Raw genomic sequence first — 23,039 nt, 5'->3', positions numbered from 1 at the left:
CTATTGGCCCGATCCATATTCGCCTGAACAGCGTGGAACAAATGAGAATACAAATGGATTAATCCGGGAATATTTTCCCAAGCGAACAGATATTGATAATTATACAGAACAGGACGTTGAACACTGCCAAAAGCAGTTAAATCAACGTCCTCGCAAAGTGTTAAACTATGAAACCCCATATGAAGTATTTTTTGACAAACCGTTGCACTTAGTTTGACAATTCGCCTGACATAAAAACCTAATGTAATTTTCGAAATTGCTTAGGTGTTATTTTCTTGGCAGCTTTGAATTGGGCAATGAAGTAACTTGAAGAATTATAGCCGACGCGTTCTGCAATCTCGTCAATGTTTAATTGCGGTTGGCTGATTAGCAGGGCCTGTGCGTTTCTTAAGCGTAGATCGTTTAAATATTGCATGGGTGTTACTTGAAAGATTGTTTTAAATTGGCGAATGAGATGCTGAACTGAGAATCCAGCAATGGATGCTAATGCTTCGTTGGTTATTGTCTGGCTGTAGTGCGCTTCTAAATATTGACGAACTGTAACCAAGGTCGCGTTGTTCTGATTATTGAGGTGAACTGTCGTTGTACTGTGGTCGTTGAGCAGTAGAAGAAATCGGTAAATGAGAACGGAAAGTTCAATTGGCTCAGTGACTGAGGTAATCGTGCGACTTTGGCCAAGAATAAAATCTGAAGGTAGTTGGTTAAAAATCTGATAGTTGAGGGGTTTATTATTTAATATATTGAGTACAGCGGCGCCGCCAAAAGTTAGGTACTGAGTTTTCCATGTTGGCGTATCAAGTCGATGATATTGATGTGCAATATGAGGAGATAACAAAATACCGGTGTGAGTTGGCAATAATAGATTCTGTCCAGCAACACTGATCATTCCTTGCCCTTCAGTTGTTTGAAGCCAATGATAGTAAGGATAGCCCTGAGGACGTTGAACAGCTTCTTGGTCCCAATCATCACCGAGGCTTTCTAGATAAAGTGGCAGGTGCTTGTTCATTCGAGTAAAGACAACGCGCATTTTAGGGCCTCATGTTCAAATTGTATTATTTATTCTTCAAATGATACCACATTTCGCTTGATTTGTCAGTTAGACTTGTAGTGTGATCAAGATGAAATGGAGGTTGATTTTTTGGAAACAACTCAATTCAAACGTATTCTTTTCGGTGGCGATTATAATCCCGATCAGTGGCCAAAAGAGGTCTGGTATAAGGATATGCAATTATTGACCAAAGCCGATATCAATGAGGCGACAATCAATGTTTTTTCGTGGGCTTTGTTGCAGCCAGCGGAGGATAAATATGATTTTTCGATGCTAGATGATATTATTCAATTACTGACAGAAAATCATTTTGAAATCGTTCTGGCAACTTCGACAGCCGCTTTGCCTGCTTGGATGGTTAAAAATTACCCGGATGTGGCACGAACGGATTTTGAAGGTCGCCATCATCGCTTTGGCGGTCGTCATAATGCTTGCCCAAATAGTCCAACATTTCAGAAATATAGTCGCCGTTTGGCAGCTAAATTAGCAGAAAGATATGGTCAGCTGACGAATGTCGTTTGTTGGCATGTATCAAACGAGTATGGCGGGCAGTGTTATTGCGATAATTGCGCGAGTGCATTTAGAGTTTGGCTACGCGATCGCTATAATGACGACATTAAACAACTCAATGAAGCTTGGAATGCCAATTTTTGGAGTCATACTTTTTATAACTGGGATGAGATTTTTCCTCCTAATGACCTGAGCGATGCGATTGGACCTGATAATGCAACGCTCGCAGGTTTGGCAATTGATTATCGACGATTTATGTCTGACAGTATTTTGCATAACTTTACAGATGAGCGAGATGCTATTCGTGATTATGACGCTACAACGCCAATTACGACCAATTTGATGGGAACATTCAAAGACTTAGATTACTTTAAGTGGGCGAAGGAAATGGATCTCGTTTCCTGGGATAATTATCCGGCATACAACACACCAGCGAGTTATACCGCGATGTGCCATGACCTGATGCGTGGGTTGAAAAACGGTGCGCCTTTCATGTTGATGGAACAAACACCATCGCAACAGAATTGGCAACCTTATAATTCACTCAAACGGCCGGGGCAGATGCGGTCAATGAGCTATCAAGCAATGGCACATGGCGCAGATACGATTCAATATTTTCAGTTGCGTCAATCACGTGGTGCAACCGAAAAGTTTCATGGGGCGGTAATTGGGCACGCCGATACAGATCAAACGCGCGTTTTTCGCGAAACGGCAACATTAGGCAAAGAACTAGCTAAACTTGGGACACAGACACTGGGTGCGCGAACACCAGCTAAAGTCGCCATTATTTTTGATTGGGAAAATTATTGGGCGCTCGAATACTCAAGTGGTCCCAATGTTTTGCTGAAGTATGTGGACCAGATTCATCGTTATTACGCTGCTTTTTATCGTCAGAATGTGTCCGTTGATTTTATTCCAACTGATTTAACGGCTGATGAGATGGCAACGTACGATTTGATTGTTGCGCCGGTTTTATACATGGTTAAACCAGGTGTTGCGGACGCTTTGAAGACTTATGTAAAAAATGGTGGTCATTTTGTGACGACGTTTATGAGCGGTATTGTGGATGAACATGATAACGTATATATCGGTGGTTATCCGGGGCCTCTTCGTGATTTATTGGGTGTCTGGGTGGAGGAATTTGATGCGCTGCCACCTGAACAAAGTAATCAGGTCATTTTTAATGATGGTGAAACAAGTCAATGCAATCTCCTATGCGATGTGATTCATTTAGAAGGTGCTGAGGAACTTGCTAAGTATGGTTCAGGTGAGTTTTACGCTAATTCACCGGTTGTCACGACCCATCAATTCGGTCAAGGTACTGCGGTGTATGTAGGTACGCAATTGGTCGATGCCGGATTAGATCATGTTGTTGAGAAATTAATTGATCAACTCCAATTGACACATTATCAGACGCCAAATGATGTGGAGCTTACACGGCGTCAGGTGGCTGGAAGCACATTTTATTTCTTGGTGAACAATACTGGGCATTCAACGACGGTTGATTTACCAATTGAAGGCGTTGATTTACTTTCCCAGAAGTTGATTCCATCTGGCAACCTGGCAGTTGAGCCATTTGACGTTAAGATTATTAAGGCATCAACGGCTGTTTAACATGAATTTAAGAAGATTGAATTAAAACACCCCACAATCGTGTAGTAACCCATACGTTAGATTTTTGGTCTAACATTTTGCGGTCGGCTCACGTTTGTGGGGTGTTTTGGTTATTAAATTATTTTTTTACTAGTAGGTATTAGTCGCCAGGATGATAATCCTCATCGATAATCAAAATAGGCTTGATTGCTTTACCAGGACGAGAATCGGCATTGGCTTCGTTAATTTGTTTGAACTTATAAAACTTTTCGGTCTTGTCGAAGTCAAATAATCCCTGACGATAGAATTTGATTAAACGAGGAATATCGATTTGTGGAATTGAATCACCCATATTAACACCTGTAACAGTGCGATCATCGACGCACAGATCATTCCAAGTGTCTAGGTCGATATGATTCGGTGTAACGGCGATACATGCGGAGATACCACCCTGTGCAAGTGCCTTGATAGAATCCTCCATTACTTTAGTTACACCTGTTGTGTCAACAGCAAAGTCAACACCGTAACCATCAGTTAGACGTTTAATGGCTTCAACCGCATCTTCATTGCGACTATTAATAACGTCAGTTGCACCAAGCTCTTTTGCTAATTGCAATCGTGAATCTACAATATCGACTGCAATGACCGTGGTACAACCAGAAATACGTCCTGCCATCATGGCTGCGAGGCCAACAGCACCTGTCCCAAATACGGCAATAGTTTGGCCTGGACGAGGTTTTAGCGTGTTGAGTACAGTTCCCACTACCGGTGACGTAACCATAGCCCAGAGGACCTAATTTACGTAAATCAAGGTCTTTTGGTACTTTCACACAATTGCGTTCGCGAACGACAGTTGTTGTTGTAAAAGAGGATTGGTCGAACATATCGGCGATATGCTTTCCGTCTCGCATAAAATGATCGGTACCATCAGGACGAACACCAGATAGGTTATTCGCACCATAATTACGGCATCGCGTTGGCATTCCTTTCAAGCAATTATCACAGTTGCCACAGGCATAAAACGAGAGAACCACGTGATCGCCAGGTTTGAAGTTTTGAACGTGTGAACCAACCTTTTCAACTATTCCAGAGCCTTCGTGACCAAGAACGATTGGATAGTCAATCACTGCGTCACCAATTCTTAAGGCTTCATCAGAATGACAAATCCCACTTGCAACCATGTGGACCTGAACGTCATCAGGCTACATTTCGGCGAGCTCAATATCATCGCGGATTGTAAATGGATCGCCTTGTTTTTCAACGACTGCTGCTTTAATCTTCATTAGTTAAACGCCTCTTTCATCATTTTTAGAAAACGATTTCACAGCTATATTATTTCACTTTTATGTCCAATTATCAATCACTTCACAAAAGAAACAATCGTTTTTTTAATTGATAACTTATCAACTGTTAAAGTTTTCAACAAAACATTGTCAAGTTATTCGTTGACATCCTTACTATTACCAAGTATGATAAACGTGAATTGAAAATTGGAGGCGGACAAAATGGCAATTCAAAAACAAAACATGTGCATGTGTATGATGCCTAGCTGTTGTGTAATGACAAACAGTTTGTTTTTGTGTGCTATGGGTCCCACTTCTAATTTTCCGAAGCGATGTTGAAGTGACATTAATCGCAGAGAATTGAACATAGGCTAGAGGACCATGCATACAGATGATGTGCATGGTCTTTTTTTACACCGGGAAAGAGGAAGTTAGAGATGAAGAAGCGACATATTGTTACAACATTACTTGGCGTCGTCACGGTTCTTGGAATCACGGCGGTGTTATCGGGTTGCAATTCAAAATCCGCGAATCAAAATAGTGGTGAAACCAAGCAAGTCTTGAAATTACCCACAGCCTCACAACTGAATACGATTGATATTTCTGCTTCATCAGGTTATGGCCAAACCGGCAATGTTTTTGAGAGCTTTTACCGTTTGGGTAAGAATGGTCAAGTTTCTCCCGGGCTAGCAAAGTCATTAAATGTTAGCGACGATGGGTTAACTTACACCTTTAAGTTACGTCATGCAAAATGGAGCAACGGTGATAAAATTACGGCTCAAGATTTTGTATACTCTTGGCGTCGGACAATTACGCCAGCAACGAAATCGGAATATGCTTATCTGTTTGATGGCATCAAGAATGCGAATGCGATTAATGCGGGTAAAATGGATCCTAAAACTTTAGGGATCAGTGCACCTGATAGCCAAACGGTGGTCATCACACTTGAAAAGCCAATTCCATACTTTAAAGTTTTAATGGCTTATCCATTATTTGGACCCCAGAGTGAAAAAATCGTGAATAAGTACGGTAAGAAATATGGGACGTCTTCGCAATATATGGTTTATAGCGGTCCATTCAAGATGACGGGATGGAAGGGAACTAATAATTCTTGGAAGTACGTCAAGAATAATCAGTACTGGGATGCTAAAGTCGTTAAGCTAGATGAAATTGATTATACGGTTGTGAGTGATGCGCAGACGAGTTTGGATCTCTATCAGAACAATCAATTGGATTTGAGCCAATTGTCCCAAACACAAGTGCCTAACTATCAGAATGATAAAGAATATATTCAATATCCGTATTCTTATGTTAGTTATTTGAGCTACAATTTTGCCAATAGCAATGCAACAAAGAAGAAGTTACTATCAAATCAAAACGCACGCCTCGCAATTTCGTTGTCTTTGAATCGTTCACAATTGACGAAAAAGGTCCTAGGAAATGGTTCGCTTGTGCCAACAGGGTTTGTTTCGACTGATCTTGCCAAGAACCCTTCGACACATGAGGACTTCTCTAAAGATCAGAAGACTTCGAATACGATGGATTATAATATTAAATTAGCTAAAGAAAAATGGGCAGCAGCACAGCAAGAGACTGGTATTCATAAAATCACATTGACTCTGTTGGCAGGGAATGACAACGGTGATGATCCGTCAACAAACATTGTCATTCAATATTTGAAGGGTCAATTAGAAAAAGTATTGCCGGGATTGACCATTAAGATTCGCGCAGTACCTACACAAGTTGCTTCTTCTGAACGTCGCGAAGGCAACTTTGACATTGCCTTGGCAGGTTGGGGAGCGGATTTCAATGATCCGATTTCTTTCTTACAGATTCCACAATCAAATACTGCATATAATTATGGAAAGTACCACAATCCACAATATGATGCATTGGTTGAAAAGGCTAGCAATGCGGATGCTGCAAATCCGGACAAGCGCTGGGAAGATATGGTTGCCGCGAGCCAGTTACTCAGTAAAGATCAAGGAATAACGCCGTTATATCAGAGCGTGTATTCATTCATGCAAAAATCTGGTGTCAAAGGAATTATTCATAACACCGCGGGTACGCAGTGGAACTATAAGTATGCTTACATCAAGTAGTCTATTGTCGAGCTTCTAAATCAACAAAATTAAGTTCGAAAAAAACTTCTTTTGGCTGCATCAATGGCCAAAAGAAGTTTTTTGTTGTTTATAGGTAATGAATCGGCTAAAAGGCTAATTTTCGAAACGTTGAACCAAGTCCGCGAAGGTTGTCATGCCACTCTTCAAGAATTTGAGTGTTCCTTCGTTGGTGATCTTAAGCTGGTCATCCAAAAGATTTGTCACATTACCGATATAGAGTTCAGGTTGTTGAACAACTGGCATATTCAAGAAAGTTAATGATTGACGTAAATGATGATTTGCGCCAAAACCACTAATTGCACCGGTTGAAACACTTAAGATAACTGCTGGTTTGCCATCCCAAACACTTTGACCATAAGGACGTGAACCAACATCAATTGCATTTTTCAAAACGGCCGGTACAGAGCGATTATATTCGGGTGTTGCAAAAATGATACCATCGAGTGGCTTGATCTCATCTCGGAATTTTTGCCAAATTTCGGGCACCTGATTCTTGTCATCGAAGTCCTGATTGTAGAATGGTAAATTCCCGATTTCAATTTGTTTGACTTCATAACCTTCTGGAAGTTGGGCAGCCATTTGTTCAGCGACTGCACGGGTATAAGAACCCTCACGTAAACTTCCGATGAGTAATCCAATTTTCTTTGTCATTATAATGTCCCTCGCTTCTTACTATTTATAAGTAAAGCTTACCCAAATTAGGTTCGAAAAGCAATGAATAAGACTTATTCACGATAAAAAAATTATTTATATTTGTGATATAGTTTTAAAGACTAGATTATAATTATTTTACTATCTTTTTTAATCTTTTTGAATTATGATATAGATAGTTAAATATTAGGAGAAAAAATATGACAATCAAACAATTATTTGTTCCATCTGCGCATCCCACAAAACATTACCGTATTTTAAATGAAGTTTATTCGGCGATTACGCATGGGATTGGTTTTTTCTTAGCTGTTGCCGGGTTAGTTCTACTAGTCATTAAGGCAAGTGCAACTCATGAACCCATTCGGATTGTTACCTTTGCAATATATGGCTCATGCTTAGTCCTGCTTTATTTGTTTTCAACACTTTACCACAGTTTAATTTTTACAAAAGCACGTGGTGTTTTTCAAATTTTTGATCATAGTTCAATTTTTATATTGATCGCAGGTAGCTATACGCCCTATACCTTAGTCGCTATTGGTGGCTGGCGTGGCTGGACGATGTTTGGAATCATCTGGGCGCTAGCAATTGCCGGAATTCTATACAAGATTCTTGCAAAAAACCAGCGCCAAGTTTTTGAAACCTTGCTCTATATTTTCATGGGGTGGATGGTGATTACGGCTTCCCAGCCTTTAGCTGCGACGATGGGACCCGTTGGTTTATGGTTACTGATTTCTGGAGGCATCGCGTATACATTTGGCGCATTATTATATAGCATGCGTGGTATTAAGTATATTCATGTTATCTGGCACGTTTTCGTCATGATAGGTTCGATATTGATGTTTTTCTCAGTTTATCTATATGTCTAAATGATTGCGTTTTTTTAGCGTTATTTTTGGTAGAATAGGGGTTGAAAGTTCCTAATTTATCAAAATTCGGAGGCAATGATGGTTAAACGATTAATCAGTGCGAATACGAGTGAAGTTTTAAAGATGAAAGCTGCTGAACTCAAGCAGAGTATTAAGGCGAGCGAAGGCCGTGTCGTCTTAAGTGAAGAGGTCGTCACTGCAGAACCAGTTGGCGAAGACATTACCAATGCAGAGGTTGCTGCAGCATTTGGTGCCGATTTGATCTTATTGAATGGGATGGATGTTCTCAATCCAATGATTATGGGATTATATCCTGGTGAAGAGACTTTAGCTTCGGCCAAGCCACGTCATGATGGTAAAATTATTACAGATTTACAGCATTTAGTCGGCAGACCCGTTGGCGTGAACCTTGAACCTATCGATACAGACGCAGATATGTTAGAAGATCGTTTGCAGATTCCAGAAGGCCGCACAGCGTCTCGTAAAACGTTAGCTGAGTTAGAGCGGTTAGGATTTAATTTTGTCGTGTTAACAGGTAATCCTGGTACGGGAGTGACTAATGACCAAATCGTTAAAAATATTATCCTTGCTAAAGAAGTTTTTTCTGGTTTAGTCATCGCTGGCAAGATGCATGCTGCAGGTGTGAACGAGCCGCTAGTTTCGCCGGAGATCGTTAAAGAATTTATTCATGCAGGTGCAGATGTGATTTTGGTACCGGCTGTTGGGACAGTTCCTGAATTTACGGATGCGGAATTGACCGAAATTGTCAAAATTGCTCATCAGGCTGGTGCATTAGTCATGTCGACAATCGGAACAAGTCAAGAGAGTGGTTCAACGTCTTATATCGAAAATGTTGCCATTCGTAATAAGGTTTGTGGTGTCGATATCCAGCATATTGGGGACGCAGGTTATGGTGGGTTGGCACCTGTCGAAAATATCTTTACAATAAGCAAGACGATTCGTGGCCAACGTCACGCAATTAGTCGCATGGCACGCTCAATTAATCGATAAGAGGTTTGCTGAGAGTCACATTATTTTAGTCGTTTTAAAAGTTGTTGCTAGAAAATAGCGACAGCTTTTTTTGTTAGTTTAAATGTTGATGTTCCATTATTGACGAACCCAAAAAAACGAGGCCAGCTTTGCTGGTCTCGTGAGAGTTTGTGGTTGTATTGAATTACTTCTTCAAATTCTTTTCAACATAATCTCGAACCTGATCGTCGGTCATGTCTAGGAAGGGTTTCATGGCTTCTTCGGTCTTGATTGTGTCACGATTATTTGCTTCCATAATGTGATTCCAAATCGCATCACGAACGATATCTTTATCGTCGCTCCAATCGAACTCTTCACTCATCCGTAAATTCAACAGTTCAGGTTCTGTTTGAATATTTACAGCCATATCAATTACCTCCATCATTAGATTCAACTTTATTATAGGTCTACTCAATAAAAGTGGCGTCGAAAAAGACTTGGAGATTATTTTCGAAACTTGACGAGGGTCAATTTATTAAATGCGTAAACTGGATAAACTAGAATCATCAAGTCGAAGAGGAGTGCACACGATGAAATTTCAAATATATATTCAAAAGCACACGACACAAATTACTTGGACCACTGCAGCATTGATCGTTGCAGGATTTCTCAGCAAATATTTGATTAACAGTACCGTGTTCTATCAGATCTTTTTGGCAGTTGCTTCCATTATCGCGGTGATCCCAATTGCGATTCATGCCTACCAGGCGATTCGCGCAAAAGTCATTAGCATTGAATTCTTAGTGACAGTTGCCGTTGTCGGCGCATTTATTATCGGTGAGTACAATGAATCGGCGATTGTGACTTTCTTATTCTTGTTCGGGAATTTTCTTGAACAGAAAACTTTGTCTAAAACACGCGAATCAATCAAGTCACTGACTGAAATGGCGCCGACGACTGCAGAGATTGTTCAATCAGATGGTTCAATTGAAGAAGTTGATATTGACGATGTAGATGAAGGTGACATTGTCCTCGTTAAAACTGGTGCAGCGATTCCTGTTGATGGTGTCGTTGTTGAAGGTAATGGTTATGCGGATGAGGCGGCTGTTACCGGTGAATCACGAGAAGTTAACAAGTCGTTAGACGACGAAGTTTTCTCAGGTACTATGTTGAGCGATGGCTTCCTAAAAATTAAAGCGACTAAAGTTGGTGACGATACGACTTTTGCGAAAATCGTTGAACTTGTTGAGGATGCACAGGATACAAAGTCACACGCAGAAAAATTCATTGATCGTTTTTCACAGTTTTACACACCTGCCGTATTGTTAATTGCCTTGGCTGTCTTTATTTTCTCTCGTGATTTCAAACTTGCGATTACGGTTCTAGTACTTGGATGCCCGGGTGCCTTAGTCATCGGTGCTCCGGTTTCCAACGTTGCTGGTATTGGTAATGGTGCTAAGCGAGGTATTTTGATTAAGGGTGGCGAAGTGATGGACACCTTCGCAAAAATTGATACGTTTGTTTTTGATAAGACGGGTACTTTAACTAAGGGATCAACTTCTGTTTCAGCAACCAAGCGTTATAACGACGATTTTAAACAAACGCTGGCATTAACAGCTAAAGTTGAGACGCTATCTGATCACCCACTTGGACGTGCTATCATGCAGTATGCAGATGATCAAAAAATTGACTATCGAAATTTAGCAATTCGTGATAATCAAACGGTCAAGGGGCAAGGAATCATTGCTAAAATTGAAGATCATCAAGTTTTAGTTGGAAATATGAAACTGATGACGGCTCATCAAGTGATGATCTCAGAACAACAACGTGCTGACTTGACGGAGCTTCAGGGTACGGGAAGTTCAGTTGTGATTGTTGCTATCGATGACCAAATTGCCGCAACGTTTGGTGTTTCAGATGTGATTCGCCCAGAAGTTGCCGAAGAATTAGCTGCATTAAAGGCAGGCGGCGCGAAACACCTTGTGATGCTAACTGGTGACAATCAGGTAACTGCTAATTATGTCGCGCAGCAATTAGGGATCGATGAAGTTCACGCTGAACTATTACCTGATCAAAAAGTTGAGTATGTTAAACAATTCCAAGATCAAGGACGCCATGTCGCATTTGTTGGTGATGGCATCAATGATAGTCCCTCACTGGCAACGGCAGATATTGGAATCGCAATGGGAAGTGGAACGGATGTTGCGATTGAAACGTCAGATGTCGTATTGATGCAGTCTAGTTTTGCTGCATTAGTTCATGCCTACAAACTCGCGAAGAAGACTGTGCTTAATACTCGCGAAAACGTCACAATTGCGATTGCGGTTGTTGCCTTCTTACTCATTGGACTTATTGCCGGATTCATCTATATGGCAAGCGGTATGTTTGTTCATGAGGCAAGTATTCTCGTGGTCATTTTTAACGCCATGCGCTTGATTAACTTTGGCAAAAAGAATGACGCTAAGCTGGCGCCAGAAGTCGTTCACGGTTAAGCCACGCAATAAAACTCAAAATAATTTTACAAACTTGACACACGTCAATTTTTTAAACAGATCGATTCACTATACTAGAATTATCAATCAAAGAGAGGTCATTAAAATGAATAAAAAAGTAATTTTACAACTCGATGCGTTAACTTGCCCGTCTTGCTTGACTAAAATTGAAACGGCCGTTAAAGCAGAACCTGGCGTTGGTGAAGTCAAAGTTTTATTCAATGCCGGAAAGGTGAAGGCTGATATTGATGATCAAGTGACAAGTGCTGAGAAATTAAGCGATGTCGTCACGAAATTAGGTTATGAAGTTGAAAAAGTTAAAGTTAAAGATTTATAAGTCGTTTTGGCTGGATTGAGTATCGCAAATGACTGACTTGATGTCGTTGTAGATAACATTTAATCACATAGGAGGAAATTTCATGTCAAATCAAGAACAGATTGAAGCTAAATATCAGGCCGAACTTAAACAGGCTGATATCGATCACCACAAACCAACAGCGGGTGCCATGAGCGGGCATATTGTTGCTAACCTCTGGTATTTCGATGTAAAGCTGCACCAAGCGCTCTGGTATCTTAAGGGTGAACAAACATTGCAGTTGCAAGAATTCTACACGAAGTTAATTGAGCAGAATCGCCGTCAACTCGATGAATTAGCAGCAGTACTTTTGGATGAAAATGAATTGCCACCTTCAACCGTCGCTGAATACACGAAATACACGAAGTTATCTGAGGATGCACGTTTTAAATATATGGCTGCTTCAGAAATCGTTGCGACAACCGCACAAGACTTTGTGACCGCAGATATGTTTATCGATCGTGCGATTATTCTGGCACAACGCGAACATCGTCCTGCTTTAGCTGCTTATCTCACTGAGATGCGTGGTTATAACAATCGTCAAACACGCCAACTTCAAGCATTATTAGGTAAAACCGCTTGGGAAGGTCTAGTTGAAGTTGACGATGATGACGATGACGACTAGATAAATTCTTTTTAAATTGCCCCCCAATGAAATACGTTGAACAGTTCGTTTATTCAACGTATTTTTTATGTGCAGTTCTCATTATTTGCAACAAATTATACAACGATCAATTGTTTTTAACGAAATGAGTTGCTTTTTGGGGTCATCTCGCGATAGTCTAGGTAGAGAAGCAAATTGAGGGGTGTATGAAAAGTTGCGGCAAGATCCGATTAAGTTAAGGTGGCTTTTTATTGGTTCATTAATTATTAACACGGGGATCAGCTTTATTTGGCCACTGACGACAATTTATATGCATGAGTATTTACACGAAACATTGACGGTTGCGGGAATTGTTTTATTGTTCAACTCCGGTTTTACAATGATCGGCAACTATTTAGGCGGCTGGTTATTTGACCATTGGTGGCCGTATTTGACGATTCTAGGTGGAATTGCGATTGCGACGATTTCCACGGGACTCTTGATTTTTTGGCATGGTTGGCCGACATATGCCATTTTGTTAGTGACGCTTGGCTTGGGGAATGGCATTGTTGCAACTGGGATTAATTCAATTGCCACGTTAGTAAAAAGTCGCCAGCCCAGTTACGTTTTTAATGTCCTTTATTTTACGAGTAACCTCGGATTAGTATTCGGATCGTTGATTGTTGGATATATTTTACCCCTGGGAATCCAGTATATTTTCACGATTGCGTTTGTCTTATTCGTGCTCTTTTTTGTGATGGCACTGATTACTTTTCGTCAACTCGATCAGAGTAAGCAAGCTGCTAAACAACATGCCGCAGTGGTTTCTGATCGACTAGAACGCACCCGCGAAAAGTTACCGATTATTCTGTTGCTCTTGACGTTATTCGTTTCATGGGTAGCTTACGAACAGTGGCAGAGCAATATTTCTGCTTATATGATTCACTTGGGAATGGACGTGAAATTATATAGTCACCTTTGGACGGTCAATGCTGTTTTGATTGTCGTGCTGCAGCCACTGTTAACCCACTTTGATGATTTTCTGCTTAAACATTTGCGTGGACGCTTGTATACCGGCTTTTTCTTGTTTTGCACGTCATTTTTGATTTTACTTTTTGCAAAACAATTTGCTTGGTTTGTGCTGGCGATGTCTGTGCTAACGATTGGTGAAATTATCGCGTTCCCAGCTGTTTCAACTTTTGTCAACGAACGCGCTTCGTTTGCAGAAAAGGGGCGTTATCAAGGCTTAGTGGCACTATCTGCGTCAGCAGGACGTGCGGTGGGACCGTTGATCGGTGCGTTGATTATCGAATCCTTTACGTATCCAATTTTATTTATTTTCTCAGCTGTGTTGATAGCCGTCTTCACGGTTGTATTCATGACTTCTGGTATTAAACGACAGACAAATCGTCGTCAATCGTAGTCGAATCAATCAAAAGCCAAGTGATTTGGCTGTGTTATATGTGAAGCGCCCCGTAACCGTGAGACTAATATCTCATGATTACGGGGCGCTTTTTATGGTCCTCACTTAGTTTCTAGTGACTGTTTCAATTTGCATGTAACAGGCGGTCGATATAAGTCAGAACGCCTTGTTCATTATTCGTTCCTGTAAGGTCATTAGCGGCTTTTTGAATATTAAGTGGAGCATTAGCCATAGCCACGCCCAAACCGACTTCCTGGAGCATTTCAAGATCATTACCGCCATCACCAAAAGCGACCATCTCGGATAAATCGAGCGTCAGTAATTCACCAACATGTTTCAGGCCGTTGGCTTTATGAATACCAGGCTGAATGATGTCGATATCGCCATGACCACTAGAAGTTGGAGTGCCAAGGCTGCCTAAGGCATCGTGGAATCTTTGCACGAATTCTTCAGTTCGGTCAAGCGGACAACTAATTCCGAATTTAAAAACATCATCGTTGATTTCATCATACTGGTCGATCACGGTGAGTTGGTGATAATAGAGCTGTGAAATGTCGATGAAACTAGGTGTAGCGCTTTTTAGAACATAGGCGCTCTTCTTGCCAGCCACGAGTAAATCAATTTCGGAAATTCGAGTTAAGATAGCGAGAATCGCCTTAACTCGCGATGGCGTGAAACTTGAATAGTTAAAAACTTGCTGCGTGGTTCGTAGATAGGCACCATTCTCTGCAACATAAATAATATCTGGATAGTCGCCGAAGAAAGAAGCGAGTTGCTCATACTGGTTACCACTTGCGACAACGAATTGAATGTGTTGTCGTAGCATCTCTGTGTATAATCGATCGAAGTAATCGTGATCGTATTGTTTTTGATCATCTAAGAACGTGCCATCCATGTCTGTAGCAATTAGTTTGACTGTCATTGGTATTTACCCTATCAACTGATGATATTCTTGTGCTTGCCGTTCCCAGATTTCGCGATCCTGATCGGAAATTTCTCTTAAAATATGGCAAGGATTTCCAACAGCAATTGTATTTGCTGGAATATCTTTCGTAATGACCGATCCAGAACCAATAACGCTGTTATCGCCGATGGTGACGCCGGGGTTGACGACGACATTGCCGCCAATCCAGACGTTGTTACCAATCGTGATTGGATGACCATATTCAATTCCAGAATTACGGATGTCGACGGGTGTTGGGTGCCCCGCTGTGAGCAGACTAACACGAGGGCCAATCATGACATTGTCACCAATGGTAACGGCGGCAGTATCAAGGATAATCAGTTCATAATTTCCATAGAAGTTTTTACCAAGATGAACATTGAAGCCGTAGTCAAGGTGAAGTGGTGTCTCAATGTAGGCATCATTAGAGGGAACATCAAGGTATTCAGCTAGTAATTTTTTACGTTCGACGGTATTCAATTCTGTCGTGGCGTTATAACGACGGGTGAATCCTTGGGCACGTTGTCTTAACTGTGCAATTTCTGCGTCACCCGATCGATATAATTTACCTGCAAGCATTAAATCTTGTTCAGTTGTCATGAGTTAAACTCCTTTGTCATCTATCATTAAAGCGTTTGATTTACTACCAGGTCATTATAACAAAGTTACACGTTGTTCACGAGGATGTTTTGAGGTAACTTGGAAAGGGATACAGGCATAATTAGGTGGTCGGTTCGGAGTATGTTACAATAACCCCTGTATGGTCATCATTCACAAAAAACGTGAGTCAGATTTAGCGTTAAAAATGTGAACATTGAGGAGAGATATTTTGGAAGCAATTAATTTAAAAGCTGGTATGACGTTTATCAAAGATGGTAAGTTGATTAAAGTTTTGGAAAGCAATCATCATAAACCCGGCAAGGGCAATACTGTGATGCAGATGAAACTCTATGATGTTCGAGCTGGGTCAACAGTCCAAACAACGATGCGTCCAAGTGAGAAGATCGAACCTGCAACTTTGGACATGAAAGAAGTGCAATACTTGTATACTCAAGACGAAATTGCCTATTTCATGGATACCACGACTTACGAGCAGTATGAAGTTGGCGTTGATAGTATCGAAAACGAACTTAAATACTTATTGGAAAATACCATCGTGCAGATTCAATTCTATGGTACAGAAGTTATTGGGATCACTTTGCCAAGTACGGTTGATTTAACCGTGACTGAAACGCAACCCTCAATTAAAGGTGGTAGTGTCACAGGTGGTGGTAAGCCTGCAACGCTTGAGACAGGTTTGATTGTTAACGTGCCAGATTTCATCAAGAGCGGTGAAAAAATTACTATTAATACCACGAGCGGTGAATACAAAGGCCGCGCAGCAAACTAGATTAATGATTGTTAAATTTTTTTTGAATTAAAAGGGCTTTGAAACGTATCACGCGTTTCAAAGCCCTTTTTCTGATCGGATTTGTTATCAGTTGGATTAGTTGGTGAATATTTGAATCTTATTGAGTGGCCAATAACGGAATCGAACCACGCCTTTGATGGCTGATTTTTTGATGAAGCCAATTTTTCGACTATCCTTAGAAATGGGACGATTATCTCCAAGAACGAAATAACTATCTTCAGGCACTGTTGATTGATTGAATAGTGATTGTAGCGAAAAATCTGCCGTAAAATTACCGCTTACGGCGTATTTCGTCAGGTATGACTCCTTCAAGGCTTTGCCATTGATGTAGACTTGATCGTTCTTGGCCTCCACCTTGTCACCAGGTAAACCAATGACACGTTTAATATAGAGTGTTCCAGGATTATTCGGTGCATCCAAAATAACGACAGAACCACGTTTGATTTTGCCGAGGCGATAAGTAATCAGACGATCGCCATCGTTGAAGTTTGTTTCCATGGATGGTCCAGAAACGACATCTTTTGCCAAGACATAGTGAAAGATGAGCTGAACACCTGCAAATAGAACAACCGCGAGTGCGATCATTTCAATTAACCACCGGCCAAAACTGGTTTCTTCTTGTTTTGTTTGCTGTTTATTCATCTGTTTTCAACCTCAAGAATCATACTTAGTTTCATTTTCTATTTTTCTGCGCGAAAAAGCAATGTTAATGAATTATTTTAGTTAAATACTAAGAATTGGTCGAAAATCGTTGAAAAATAGAGGAGAATAACTTTTTTGTGGTCAGTTCGATGATTTTCAACTATAATAAGCACTAATAAGGGTTTGTCCTTTGCAGGAATTAAATAGACGAAACTTTTGGAGGAACGCATGGCAACGAGATGTAATAATAGTCATCCAATGAAATTAATCGCATTAAATGGGAACTTCGATTTGGCCGAGGCTGTGGCAAAACACGTGGAAATGCCATTATTATCGACTTCTGTAAAGCATTTTGCTGACGGAGAAATTCAGATTAACATTGATGAAACGGTTCGCGGTGACGATGTATTCGTCATTCAATCAATCAATGATCCGGTCAACGAGAACTTTATGGAATTGATGATCATGTTAGACGCTTTGCGACGCGCTAGCGCACACACGATTAACGTGGTTTTACCATACTTTGCCTATTCACGTGCCGATCGTAAAACACGCTCACGTGAACCAATCACAGCAAAACTCGTTTCGAACTTAATTGAGATTGGTGGCGCTGATCGTGTGGTTGCTTTAGATTTGCATGCTGACCAAATTCAAGGGTTCTTCGATATTCCTGTCGATCATTTACAGGCGCTTCCGATTCTAGCGGATTATTTTGTGAAGAAGAACTTGGGTACCTCAGACGAAATCGTCGTTGTAGCACCTGATCACAGTTCAACTAAACGCGCTCGTGCTATGGCTGAATATTTTGATTGTCCAATTGCAATCGTTGACAAGCGTGACAACAATCCAAGTGTTGATCCATTAGATATCATTGGCGATGTTGATGGTAAGATTTGTTTAATTGCGGATGACTTGATCGATACAGCAAGCCGAATGGTTTGGTCCGCTAACTCATTACATGCAGCAGGTGCAAAAGCCGTTTATGGTTGTGCAACGCACGCGATTTTTTCAAGCGGCGCAACTGAGAAATTACAGAAGTCATACTTACAGGAAGTTGTTGTGACAAATTCGATTCGCATCCCTGAAGAGAAACGATTTGATAAGCTCGTGACCCTGTCTGTAAGTGACTTATTAGCAAATGCGATTCAGAAGATCTACAATAATCAGTCCATTCACGCACTATTTGATTCGAAAAATTAGACTTCAATTTTTTTGATTCCGAGATCAGTTAGTGTCATCTTAGAACTATTTCGTCAAAAAAGAGACTGCACTCATTATGAGTGCAGTCTCTTTTAGTCTGATTAAAAGCACTTTTCGTATGGAAAGAGATGTTCGAGACAAGCGTGTTGATCAGCTGAGTGTCGTAATTACGGCGCCTCCAACAATCACTGCGAGTCCGAGTAAAGTTAGCGCTAGTTCTCGCGTCGTCTTGTGTTCCTTCAAGATGAATAAGCTACCAACAGTTGAAAGAACAACGGATAATTGACCGACAACAAAGGCAGTATTAACACCGTTATAACGCACCGAATTAATATAAGCAATTGCGGCAATTGAGAAGATTAATCCAGCCAGGATATGTTGCCAACTCTTAATTTCCTTGACAGCACTTAAGTTTCTTGTCACAGCAAGATAGAGCAATACAGCGATGACCATTCCGACAGATTCTGGGAAGAAGATGGCCAAACCAGAAGCTGACATCGCCTTAGGTAGGGTGTTGTAGATTAAATAGCCAACAGTCGTTAAAACTAAAACGGTGTAAGTTTGTTTGGTGTGATGGCCGATATTTTCTGATTTATTTTCAGTGTATGACGTCAGAAAAACACCCAGAACGAGCATAGCAATGCCAATAAATCCAAGGATTCTTGCGGTTGTTGAAGACCACTCACCAAAGATGATCACCCCAATTAATGAGGTTCCGATAAGTTGCAGGCCAGTTGAAACGGGCATCGTTCGAGAAACACCAATGTTTTTGTAAGCGGTGTATTGACCGAGCTGACCAGATATCCAGAAGGCACCAGCTAAGGCGGCGAGAATGAAGTTACGTGGTGAAATATCAATACCACGGAATGCGATTACAAAAAAACCAGCAATTAATGTACCAACGGCAGTTCCAAAGATTTGATTCTTGGTTGTGCCACCAACGAACTCGATTGCAAATGGTAAAAGTCCCCACATGAGTGCTGGTAGCAGAAGCCAAATGATCGTCATAAAAAAATACCCCCAAAAAAATAAGTTATAAATAACAGGATAACTTATTTTGCGAGAAAAAAGGGGAATTTTGCTCAAAAAAGACGAAAAAAATTGAAAAATTATGTTTTTTATCCTGAAAACATAACACATTTATACATCAATTATTAGTAAATCCTTGATATTTCGTGAGATAGCGCTTACTAGAAAACTGAAAACAAACCACCCAAAAATGAAAAATTAGGTGGTCTGTTCGATGATGATTTTTAGTCAGTTTTTAATACCAACCATTGGTATTCCAGAATGCGAGTGCTTTGGTCCATGACCCATATCGTGAGGCGACATATTGATTAGCGACGCGTTCTTGATTTACCGGTGAATAATCACCATTCAGATAACTAGCCGTTAATTGATATTTACCGATATAACGACCATTACGGGCAGTGTAGCTGCCACCAGATTCACGTTGCGCAATAATAGCTTTCGCAGCCGCTTCGGATCCGCCAACAACGGCTGTCGAATTAGTTGACGATTTTGATACACTTTGTGTCGTTGTAGCGGTGTTTTGCTCTACTGCCACGCTTGTTGTCGAGGTAACTTTTTTTGTTGCGGCCGGTGTTGCTGCCGGAGTAGACGTTGTCGCCACTACTGATGGATTGGTTGTTGTTGGAATCGCGATAACTTGGCCGACTAGAATTAAATGACCCACGATGTGATTGGCCGATTCGATTGCACGGATGCTTGAATGATATTTATCAGCTAGTCCGCTGACCGTGTCACCTGCTTGAACTGTCACCCGTTGTGAGGTAGTAGTCGAAGGTCCAATCGTCAACTGTTGGCCGACTAGAATAAGATGGTTAGCGCCAATCCCGTTTTCTTTTTCAATCGTGGCAATGGTTGAGTGGTACGTCTTCGCCAATTCAGAGACTGTGTCACCAGATTTGACGGTCACTGTTGCAGCGTTGATCTGGCTTGTTCCTAATAAGGCAAGGCTTGTCGCCATTACCGTTGCACCAAATCCGAGTGTCAATTTCTTCTTGAGTGTCTGTGTTAATTGCATAAAAAAATAACCTACCTTTTTAGATTTTTTGGAAGTGTGAAGCCATCCTCCAATTTCTCGATGACTATAGCTTATCATCTGAGTATTCCTATCTAATTTCAGTAGAATTACATTTTTAGTGTTAACTGTAAGGAATGACATCCTCCTGTCATTCAAATTCATTTTTAAGAGCTAAATCACGGTTAACCATGCATAAAAACTAAAATTATGCACGATACTTTATTCTTTGACTGTCTTAACTCGATCCTGGTAATTTTCGATGATCATTTTGGCAATGGCATCCGCAATATTTTCGTTTCTAAGAATCGGGCCATGAGAATAACTACCTATTGTCTGTTTGTAGTGCAGACCTTCTTGCTTGTCCTCAGGATTGTTACCGTAACCTTCAAGCACTTCACCTAGCGGTTTAAGATTTGAATCTTTATCAAAGTAGGTGCGACCACTATGGTTCTCAAAGGATCTAATTTCGCCCCAAGGCGTTTTAACGTGCGTGTTACCAACCATTCGGCTGTCAGCTTTAAAGACCGTGTGCAGCGGTAAAATGCCCAATCCGTTGATTGTTGTGCCATCACTGGTCATGTAATAGTCACCAAGCAATTGGTAGCCACCACAAATCGCCAACATCGGTTTACCAGCTTCGATATAATCACGCAAGGTCTCATGATGACGTTGTAAGTCTTTCGCGACAATCGTCTGCTCGAAATCTTGACCACCACCGAAGAAAATAAAGTCGTAATCTTTGGCATTGAAATCATCATTCAAGCTGACATTGTCAACGTGTACGTCATAACCTTGATTTTGTAACAAGTAGCGGAGAATTTTAACATCGCCACTATCGCCATATGTATTCATCAGATCTTCATATAGATAAGCCATTTTGATTGGTTCTGTCATGATTGTATCCTCCTATTTACGTTCAAGCTAACCTATTAATACTACTCTGGTTGAAACTATTCAACGATATTTGCTTAAGCTCAAGATCAAGATCATCTGCTGGGAACTCCTGCATAAAATCGAGTAAGTTGTAGAGCCCAAAGTTATAAAACTGACGGCCATGACGTGTGATGATCGGGCCGATGAAATCACGTCGCAAGGTCCGACTTGTTGCCAAATAATGCTGGCCCTTAAAATAGAATGGGAAAACAGTATAGGCGTTGTGATCTGCAATCGTCGAAAGATCACGATTGATAAAAATAACATCTTTTGAATGACGATGTTTCTGAGCAAATTCGTGATTGAAACTAATATAAAATTCATGCGGCTTCAGTGTGCCACGAAAAATAGCGTCTTCGCCGATGATAGCGATACTGCGATAGGTGGAAAGATCGATCTCACCTTGAAAAAGCGAGTTTTGAAACTGACTTGGTGTGATTTGATGAACCCAACGAGGTAAGCGGGGGTGGCTTTTCGCAAACTTATAAATGCGTTTAACGATTTCTGGATCGATCCAACGATAATCAATTCTAGACACATTGCGCTTCAACAATTCGTTTAAATTAACTTCCTGTGTAAAATCAATGCAGATGACTTCGTAGTGAAAAGTTTTGGCATATTCTTGGTAAGGTGCAAACGCATTGGGATAAAGGTGTGTCCCGTCCACGATAATGGTTTCGCCACGCGCCATTTTATTGCGAATGAGTTGATCCAGCAGGTTGAATGTCTGCTTGTTGTATTCTTGAGGAATCACTTGTCGCAAACGGTCCTGCTTCTCGTCATAGATCGTTTTGAGGTTACTATAGAGCAAGCGTAAGTTGTCGGTGGAAATCGTGTAAGGTTCGAGGTGAAAATGACGGATGAACGTCGATTTGCCACAACCTGGAACGCCGCGTAAGACATAAATTTTTTTCAAAGTAAAAACTCCTAATGTGTAGTTGCAGGAAGTTAACAACCTCGCTACAAATAAGTGACAATAATTCTCATTTATATTTTACACAAGTTGACGTCGAGAATATAGGGTTAATCCTCGATGAATACAATTAAGGGGTTACATAGTGGACGATTGGAAAAAACAGCCTGAGGGAACTGGCTGCTGGGGAAAAAGCTTATCAAAAATTATTTTATTTCCGTAGACTCAATTCTGTGAAGCTGCGTTTATCATACCGATTGCGGCTGTGTGAGTATTCAAAAGGTTGACCGTTTTTCAAATAGACCATCTGTGCAACTTCGAGTACTGGATCATCGGGTTTACAGTTCAGATATTGCAGGTCTAAGGCATCGGGTTTCACGGCTTGAATGTTTCGATACGCGCCAGCAATCTGAAGTCCGAGCTCATCTTGAAGATAGGCATAAATTGAATGATGCAAGATTTCATCAGTCAAGTTGGGAATCAAGTCTACCGGCATGATCGTGTGCTCCAGGATGTAGGGCTCTTTATTGACGAGACGCAAGCGAATGATTCTGTAGATTGGTTGTTGCGCAGTTAGGCTGAGGTGAGCCTGCTCGTCACTGTCAGGGAATGCCACATCAAAGTTGATAATTTTACTCTCAACATCACGGTGATATCGTGCCATTTCGGAGGTTAAGCCATTATATTGGTCGACGGGTGAAACGTCGTTGTTCCAGAACGGTCGATTCAAAATTTTTGTTCCAAAGCCGCGTTGTGGCGAGACGAAACCTTCCATCGTTAAAATGTTGATGGCTTTATTGATCGTCATACGGCTGACATCGAACTCTGAAGCCAACTCAGACTGGCTGGGAAGGAAAGAGCCGACCGGATAAAGATTTTGGCGAATGCGCTGTTTAAGTAAGTCTGCGATAGTTTCGTACTTGTTCATGAGCTAAGATTCCACGTCCATCAATTTTTTATGACGACAATGATCGAAATGAGTTGTTGTCTGTAAGTTAATGTTACTGGTTCTTCAAATAAAAGTCTAGGCTTTTAAATTTAAAACATTGATTTT

At 40.9% G+C, this 23,039-nt stretch carries 22 protein-coding genes and 1 pseudogene; 11 read left to right on the top strand and 12 right to left on the bottom strand.

What is annotated here, in order from left to right; all coding sequences use genetic code 11:
* Nucleotides 1–217, top strand: a 217-nt coding sequence (locus tag FC15_RS04395; protein ID WP_162258401.1) for an IS30 family transposase, incomplete at its 5' end; no start/stop codon positions are given.
* A 21-nt stretch (nucleotides 218–238) separates the two neighbouring features.
* Here the strand turns inward: FC15_RS04395 and FC15_RS04390 are convergent.
* Nucleotides 239–1,027 (bottom strand): helix-turn-helix transcriptional regulator, encoded by a 789-nt coding sequence (locus FC15_RS04390; protein ID WP_057824336.1) that lies wholly within the window; start codon nucleotides 1,025–1,027, stop codon nucleotides 239–241.
* 111 nt (nucleotides 1,028–1,138) lie between these two features.
* On the opposite strand from FC15_RS04390, the gene FC15_RS04385 reads away from it, so the two are divergent.
* Nucleotides 1,139–3,172: a beta-galactosidase gene (locus FC15_RS04385; protein ID WP_235803328.1), complete on the top strand. Its 2,034-nt coding sequence runs from the start codon at nucleotides 1,139–1,141 to the stop codon at nucleotides 3,170–3,172.
* Nucleotides 3,173–3,311: 139 nt separating this feature from the next.
* Here the strand turns inward: FC15_RS04385 and FC15_RS04380 are convergent.
* Nucleotides 3,312–4,434: pseudogene (locus FC15_RS04380) on the bottom strand (NAD(P)-dependent alcohol dehydrogenase).
* A 437-nt stretch (nucleotides 4,435–4,871) separates the two neighbouring features.
* Here FC15_RS04380 and FC15_RS04375 point away from each other — a divergent pair.
* On the top strand, nucleotides 4,872–6,536 hold the full coding sequence (locus FC15_RS04375; RefSeq protein ID WP_057824332.1) for a peptide ABC transporter substrate-binding protein: 1,665 nt from the start codon (nucleotides 4,872–4,874) through the stop codon (nucleotides 6,534–6,536).
* A 114-nt stretch (nucleotides 6,537–6,650) separates the two neighbouring features.
* Here the strand turns inward: FC15_RS04375 and FC15_RS04370 are convergent, their stop codons facing one another.
* Nucleotides 6,651–7,208 (bottom strand): NADPH-dependent FMN reductase, encoded by a 558-nt coding sequence (locus tag FC15_RS04370; protein WP_057824331.1) that lies wholly within the window; start codon nucleotides 7,206–7,208, stop codon nucleotides 6,651–6,653.
* Nucleotides 7,209–7,408: 200 nt separating this feature from the next.
* On the opposite strand from FC15_RS04370, the gene trhA reads away from it, so the two are divergent.
* Together trhA and FC15_RS04360 are read left to right on the top strand one after the other, a co-directional pair.
* The gene (gene trhA / locus FC15_RS04365; RefSeq protein WP_057824329.1) at nucleotides 7,409–8,074 is read left to right on the top strand and encodes a PAQR family membrane homeostasis protein TrhA; all 666 of its coding nucleotides are present in this window, start codon (nucleotides 7,409–7,411) and stop codon (nucleotides 8,072–8,074) included.
* A 78-nt stretch (nucleotides 8,075–8,152) separates the two neighbouring features.
* The gene (locus FC15_RS04360) at nucleotides 8,153–9,085 is read left to right on the top strand and encodes a DUF7916 family protein (protein ID WP_057824327.1); all 933 of its coding nucleotides are present in this window, start codon (nucleotides 8,153–8,155) and stop codon (nucleotides 9,083–9,085) included.
* Between the two features lie 163 nt (nucleotides 9,086–9,248).
* Here the strand turns inward: FC15_RS04360 and FC15_RS04355 are convergent, their stop codons facing one another.
* Nucleotides 9,249–9,470, bottom strand: coding sequence for a P8 family protein (locus tag FC15_RS04355; RefSeq protein ID WP_057824325.1), 222 nt, complete (start codon nucleotides 9,468–9,470; stop codon nucleotides 9,249–9,251).
* A 163-nt stretch (nucleotides 9,471–9,633) separates the two neighbouring features.
* Between FC15_RS04355 and FC15_RS04350 the strand changes: the two genes are divergently transcribed.
* The 4 genes from FC15_RS04350 to FC15_RS04335 all read left to right on the top strand — a co-directional run bounded on the left by FC15_RS04350 (nucleotide 9,634) and on the right by FC15_RS04335 (nucleotide 13,896).
* On the top strand, nucleotides 9,634–11,535 hold the full coding sequence (locus FC15_RS04350; RefSeq protein ID WP_057824323.1) for a heavy metal translocating P-type ATPase: 1,902 nt from the start codon (nucleotides 9,634–9,636) through the stop codon (nucleotides 11,533–11,535).
* 106 nt (nucleotides 11,536–11,641) lie between these two features.
* The gene (locus FC15_RS04345) at nucleotides 11,642–11,872 is read left to right on the top strand and encodes a heavy-metal-associated domain-containing protein (RefSeq protein ID WP_057824321.1); all 231 of its coding nucleotides are present in this window, start codon (nucleotides 11,642–11,644) and stop codon (nucleotides 11,870–11,872) included.
* Between the two features lie 82 nt (nucleotides 11,873–11,954).
* Nucleotides 11,955–12,515 carry a ferritin-like domain-containing protein gene (locus FC15_RS04340; RefSeq protein ID WP_057824319.1) on the top strand — a complete coding sequence of 187 codons (561 nt, stop codon included), beginning with the start codon at nucleotides 11,955–11,957 and terminating at the stop codon, nucleotides 12,513–12,515.
* A gap of 181 nt (nucleotides 12,516–12,696) precedes the next feature.
* The gene (locus tag FC15_RS04335; protein ID WP_057824318.1) at nucleotides 12,697–13,896 is read left to right on the top strand and encodes an MDR family MFS transporter; all 1,200 of its coding nucleotides are present in this window, start codon (nucleotides 12,697–12,699) and stop codon (nucleotides 13,894–13,896) included.
* Between the two features lie 124 nt (nucleotides 13,897–14,020).
* On the opposite strand, the gene FC15_RS04330 is transcribed toward FC15_RS04335, so the two are convergent.
* Together FC15_RS04330 and FC15_RS04325 are read right to left on the bottom strand one after the other, a co-directional pair.
* Nucleotides 14,021–14,818 carry a Cof-type HAD-IIB family hydrolase gene (locus FC15_RS04330; protein ID WP_057824316.1) on the bottom strand — a complete coding sequence of 266 codons (798 nt, stop codon included), beginning with the start codon at nucleotides 14,816–14,818 and terminating at the stop codon, nucleotides 14,021–14,023.
* Between the two features lie 6 nt (nucleotides 14,819–14,824).
* Entirely contained in the window at nucleotides 14,825–15,439 is a 615-nt protein-coding gene (locus FC15_RS04325; protein WP_057824314.1) for a sugar O-acetyltransferase, read from the bottom strand.
* Nucleotides 15,440–15,665: 226 nt separating this feature from the next.
* On the opposite strand from FC15_RS04325, the gene efp reads away from it, so the two are divergent.
* Entirely contained in the window at nucleotides 15,666–16,229 is a 564-nt protein-coding gene (efp, locus tag FC15_RS04320) for an elongation factor P (RefSeq protein ID WP_057824354.1), read from the top strand.
* Nucleotides 16,230–16,325: 96 nt separating this feature from the next.
* Here efp and lepB read toward each other — a convergent pair whose 3' ends face one another.
* Nucleotides 16,326–16,892 (bottom strand): signal peptidase I, encoded by a 567-nt coding sequence (lepB, locus tag FC15_RS04315; protein WP_057824311.1) that lies wholly within the window; start codon nucleotides 16,890–16,892, stop codon nucleotides 16,326–16,328.
* Nucleotides 16,893–17,120: 228 nt separating this feature from the next.
* On the opposite strand from lepB, the gene FC15_RS04310 reads away from it, so the two are divergent.
* Nucleotides 17,121–18,092 carry a ribose-phosphate diphosphokinase gene (locus FC15_RS04310; RefSeq protein ID WP_057824310.1) on the top strand — a complete coding sequence of 324 codons (972 nt, stop codon included), beginning with the start codon at nucleotides 17,121–17,123 and terminating at the stop codon, nucleotides 18,090–18,092.
* A 150-nt stretch (nucleotides 18,093–18,242) separates the two neighbouring features.
* On the opposite strand, the gene FC15_RS04305 is transcribed toward FC15_RS04310, so the two are convergent.
* The 5 genes from FC15_RS04305 to FC15_RS04285 form a co-directional block, all read right to left on the bottom strand.
* Complete coding sequence (locus FC15_RS04305; RefSeq protein WP_057824308.1) at nucleotides 18,243–19,100, bottom strand: GRP family sugar transporter; 858 nt, start codon at nucleotides 19,098–19,100, stop codon at nucleotides 18,243–18,245.
* 256 nt (nucleotides 19,101–19,356) lie between these two features.
* Nucleotides 19,357–20,139 carry an aggregation-promoting factor gene (gene apf, locus FC15_RS04300; protein ID WP_083479090.1) on the bottom strand — a complete coding sequence of 261 codons (783 nt, stop codon included), beginning with the start codon at nucleotides 20,137–20,139 and terminating at the stop codon, nucleotides 19,357–19,359.
* 219 nt (nucleotides 20,140–20,358) lie between these two features.
* Complete coding sequence (locus FC15_RS04295; protein WP_057824306.1) at nucleotides 20,359–21,033, bottom strand: type 1 glutamine amidotransferase; 675 nt, start codon at nucleotides 21,031–21,033, stop codon at nucleotides 20,359–20,361.
* A 22-nt stretch (nucleotides 21,034–21,055) separates the two neighbouring features.
* On the bottom strand, nucleotides 21,056–21,988 hold the full coding sequence (locus FC15_RS04290; RefSeq protein ID WP_057824304.1) for an AAA family ATPase: 933 nt from the start codon (nucleotides 21,986–21,988) through the stop codon (nucleotides 21,056–21,058).
* A 208-nt stretch (nucleotides 21,989–22,196) separates the two neighbouring features.
* Nucleotides 22,197–22,913 carry a GntR family transcriptional regulator gene (locus tag FC15_RS04285; protein WP_057824302.1) on the bottom strand — a complete coding sequence of 239 codons (717 nt, stop codon included), beginning with the start codon at nucleotides 22,911–22,913 and terminating at the stop codon, nucleotides 22,197–22,199.
* Between the last annotated feature and the right edge of the window lie 126 nt (nucleotides 22,914–23,039).

This window comes from Lapidilactobacillus concavus DSM 17758, assembly GCF_001435835.1.
GTDB lineage: Bacteria > Bacillota > Bacilli > Lactobacillales > Lactobacillaceae > Lapidilactobacillus > Lapidilactobacillus concavus.
The sequence above is the reverse complement of the archived record's forward strand: the minus strand, read 5'-3'. Positions and strand labels throughout refer to the sequence as shown.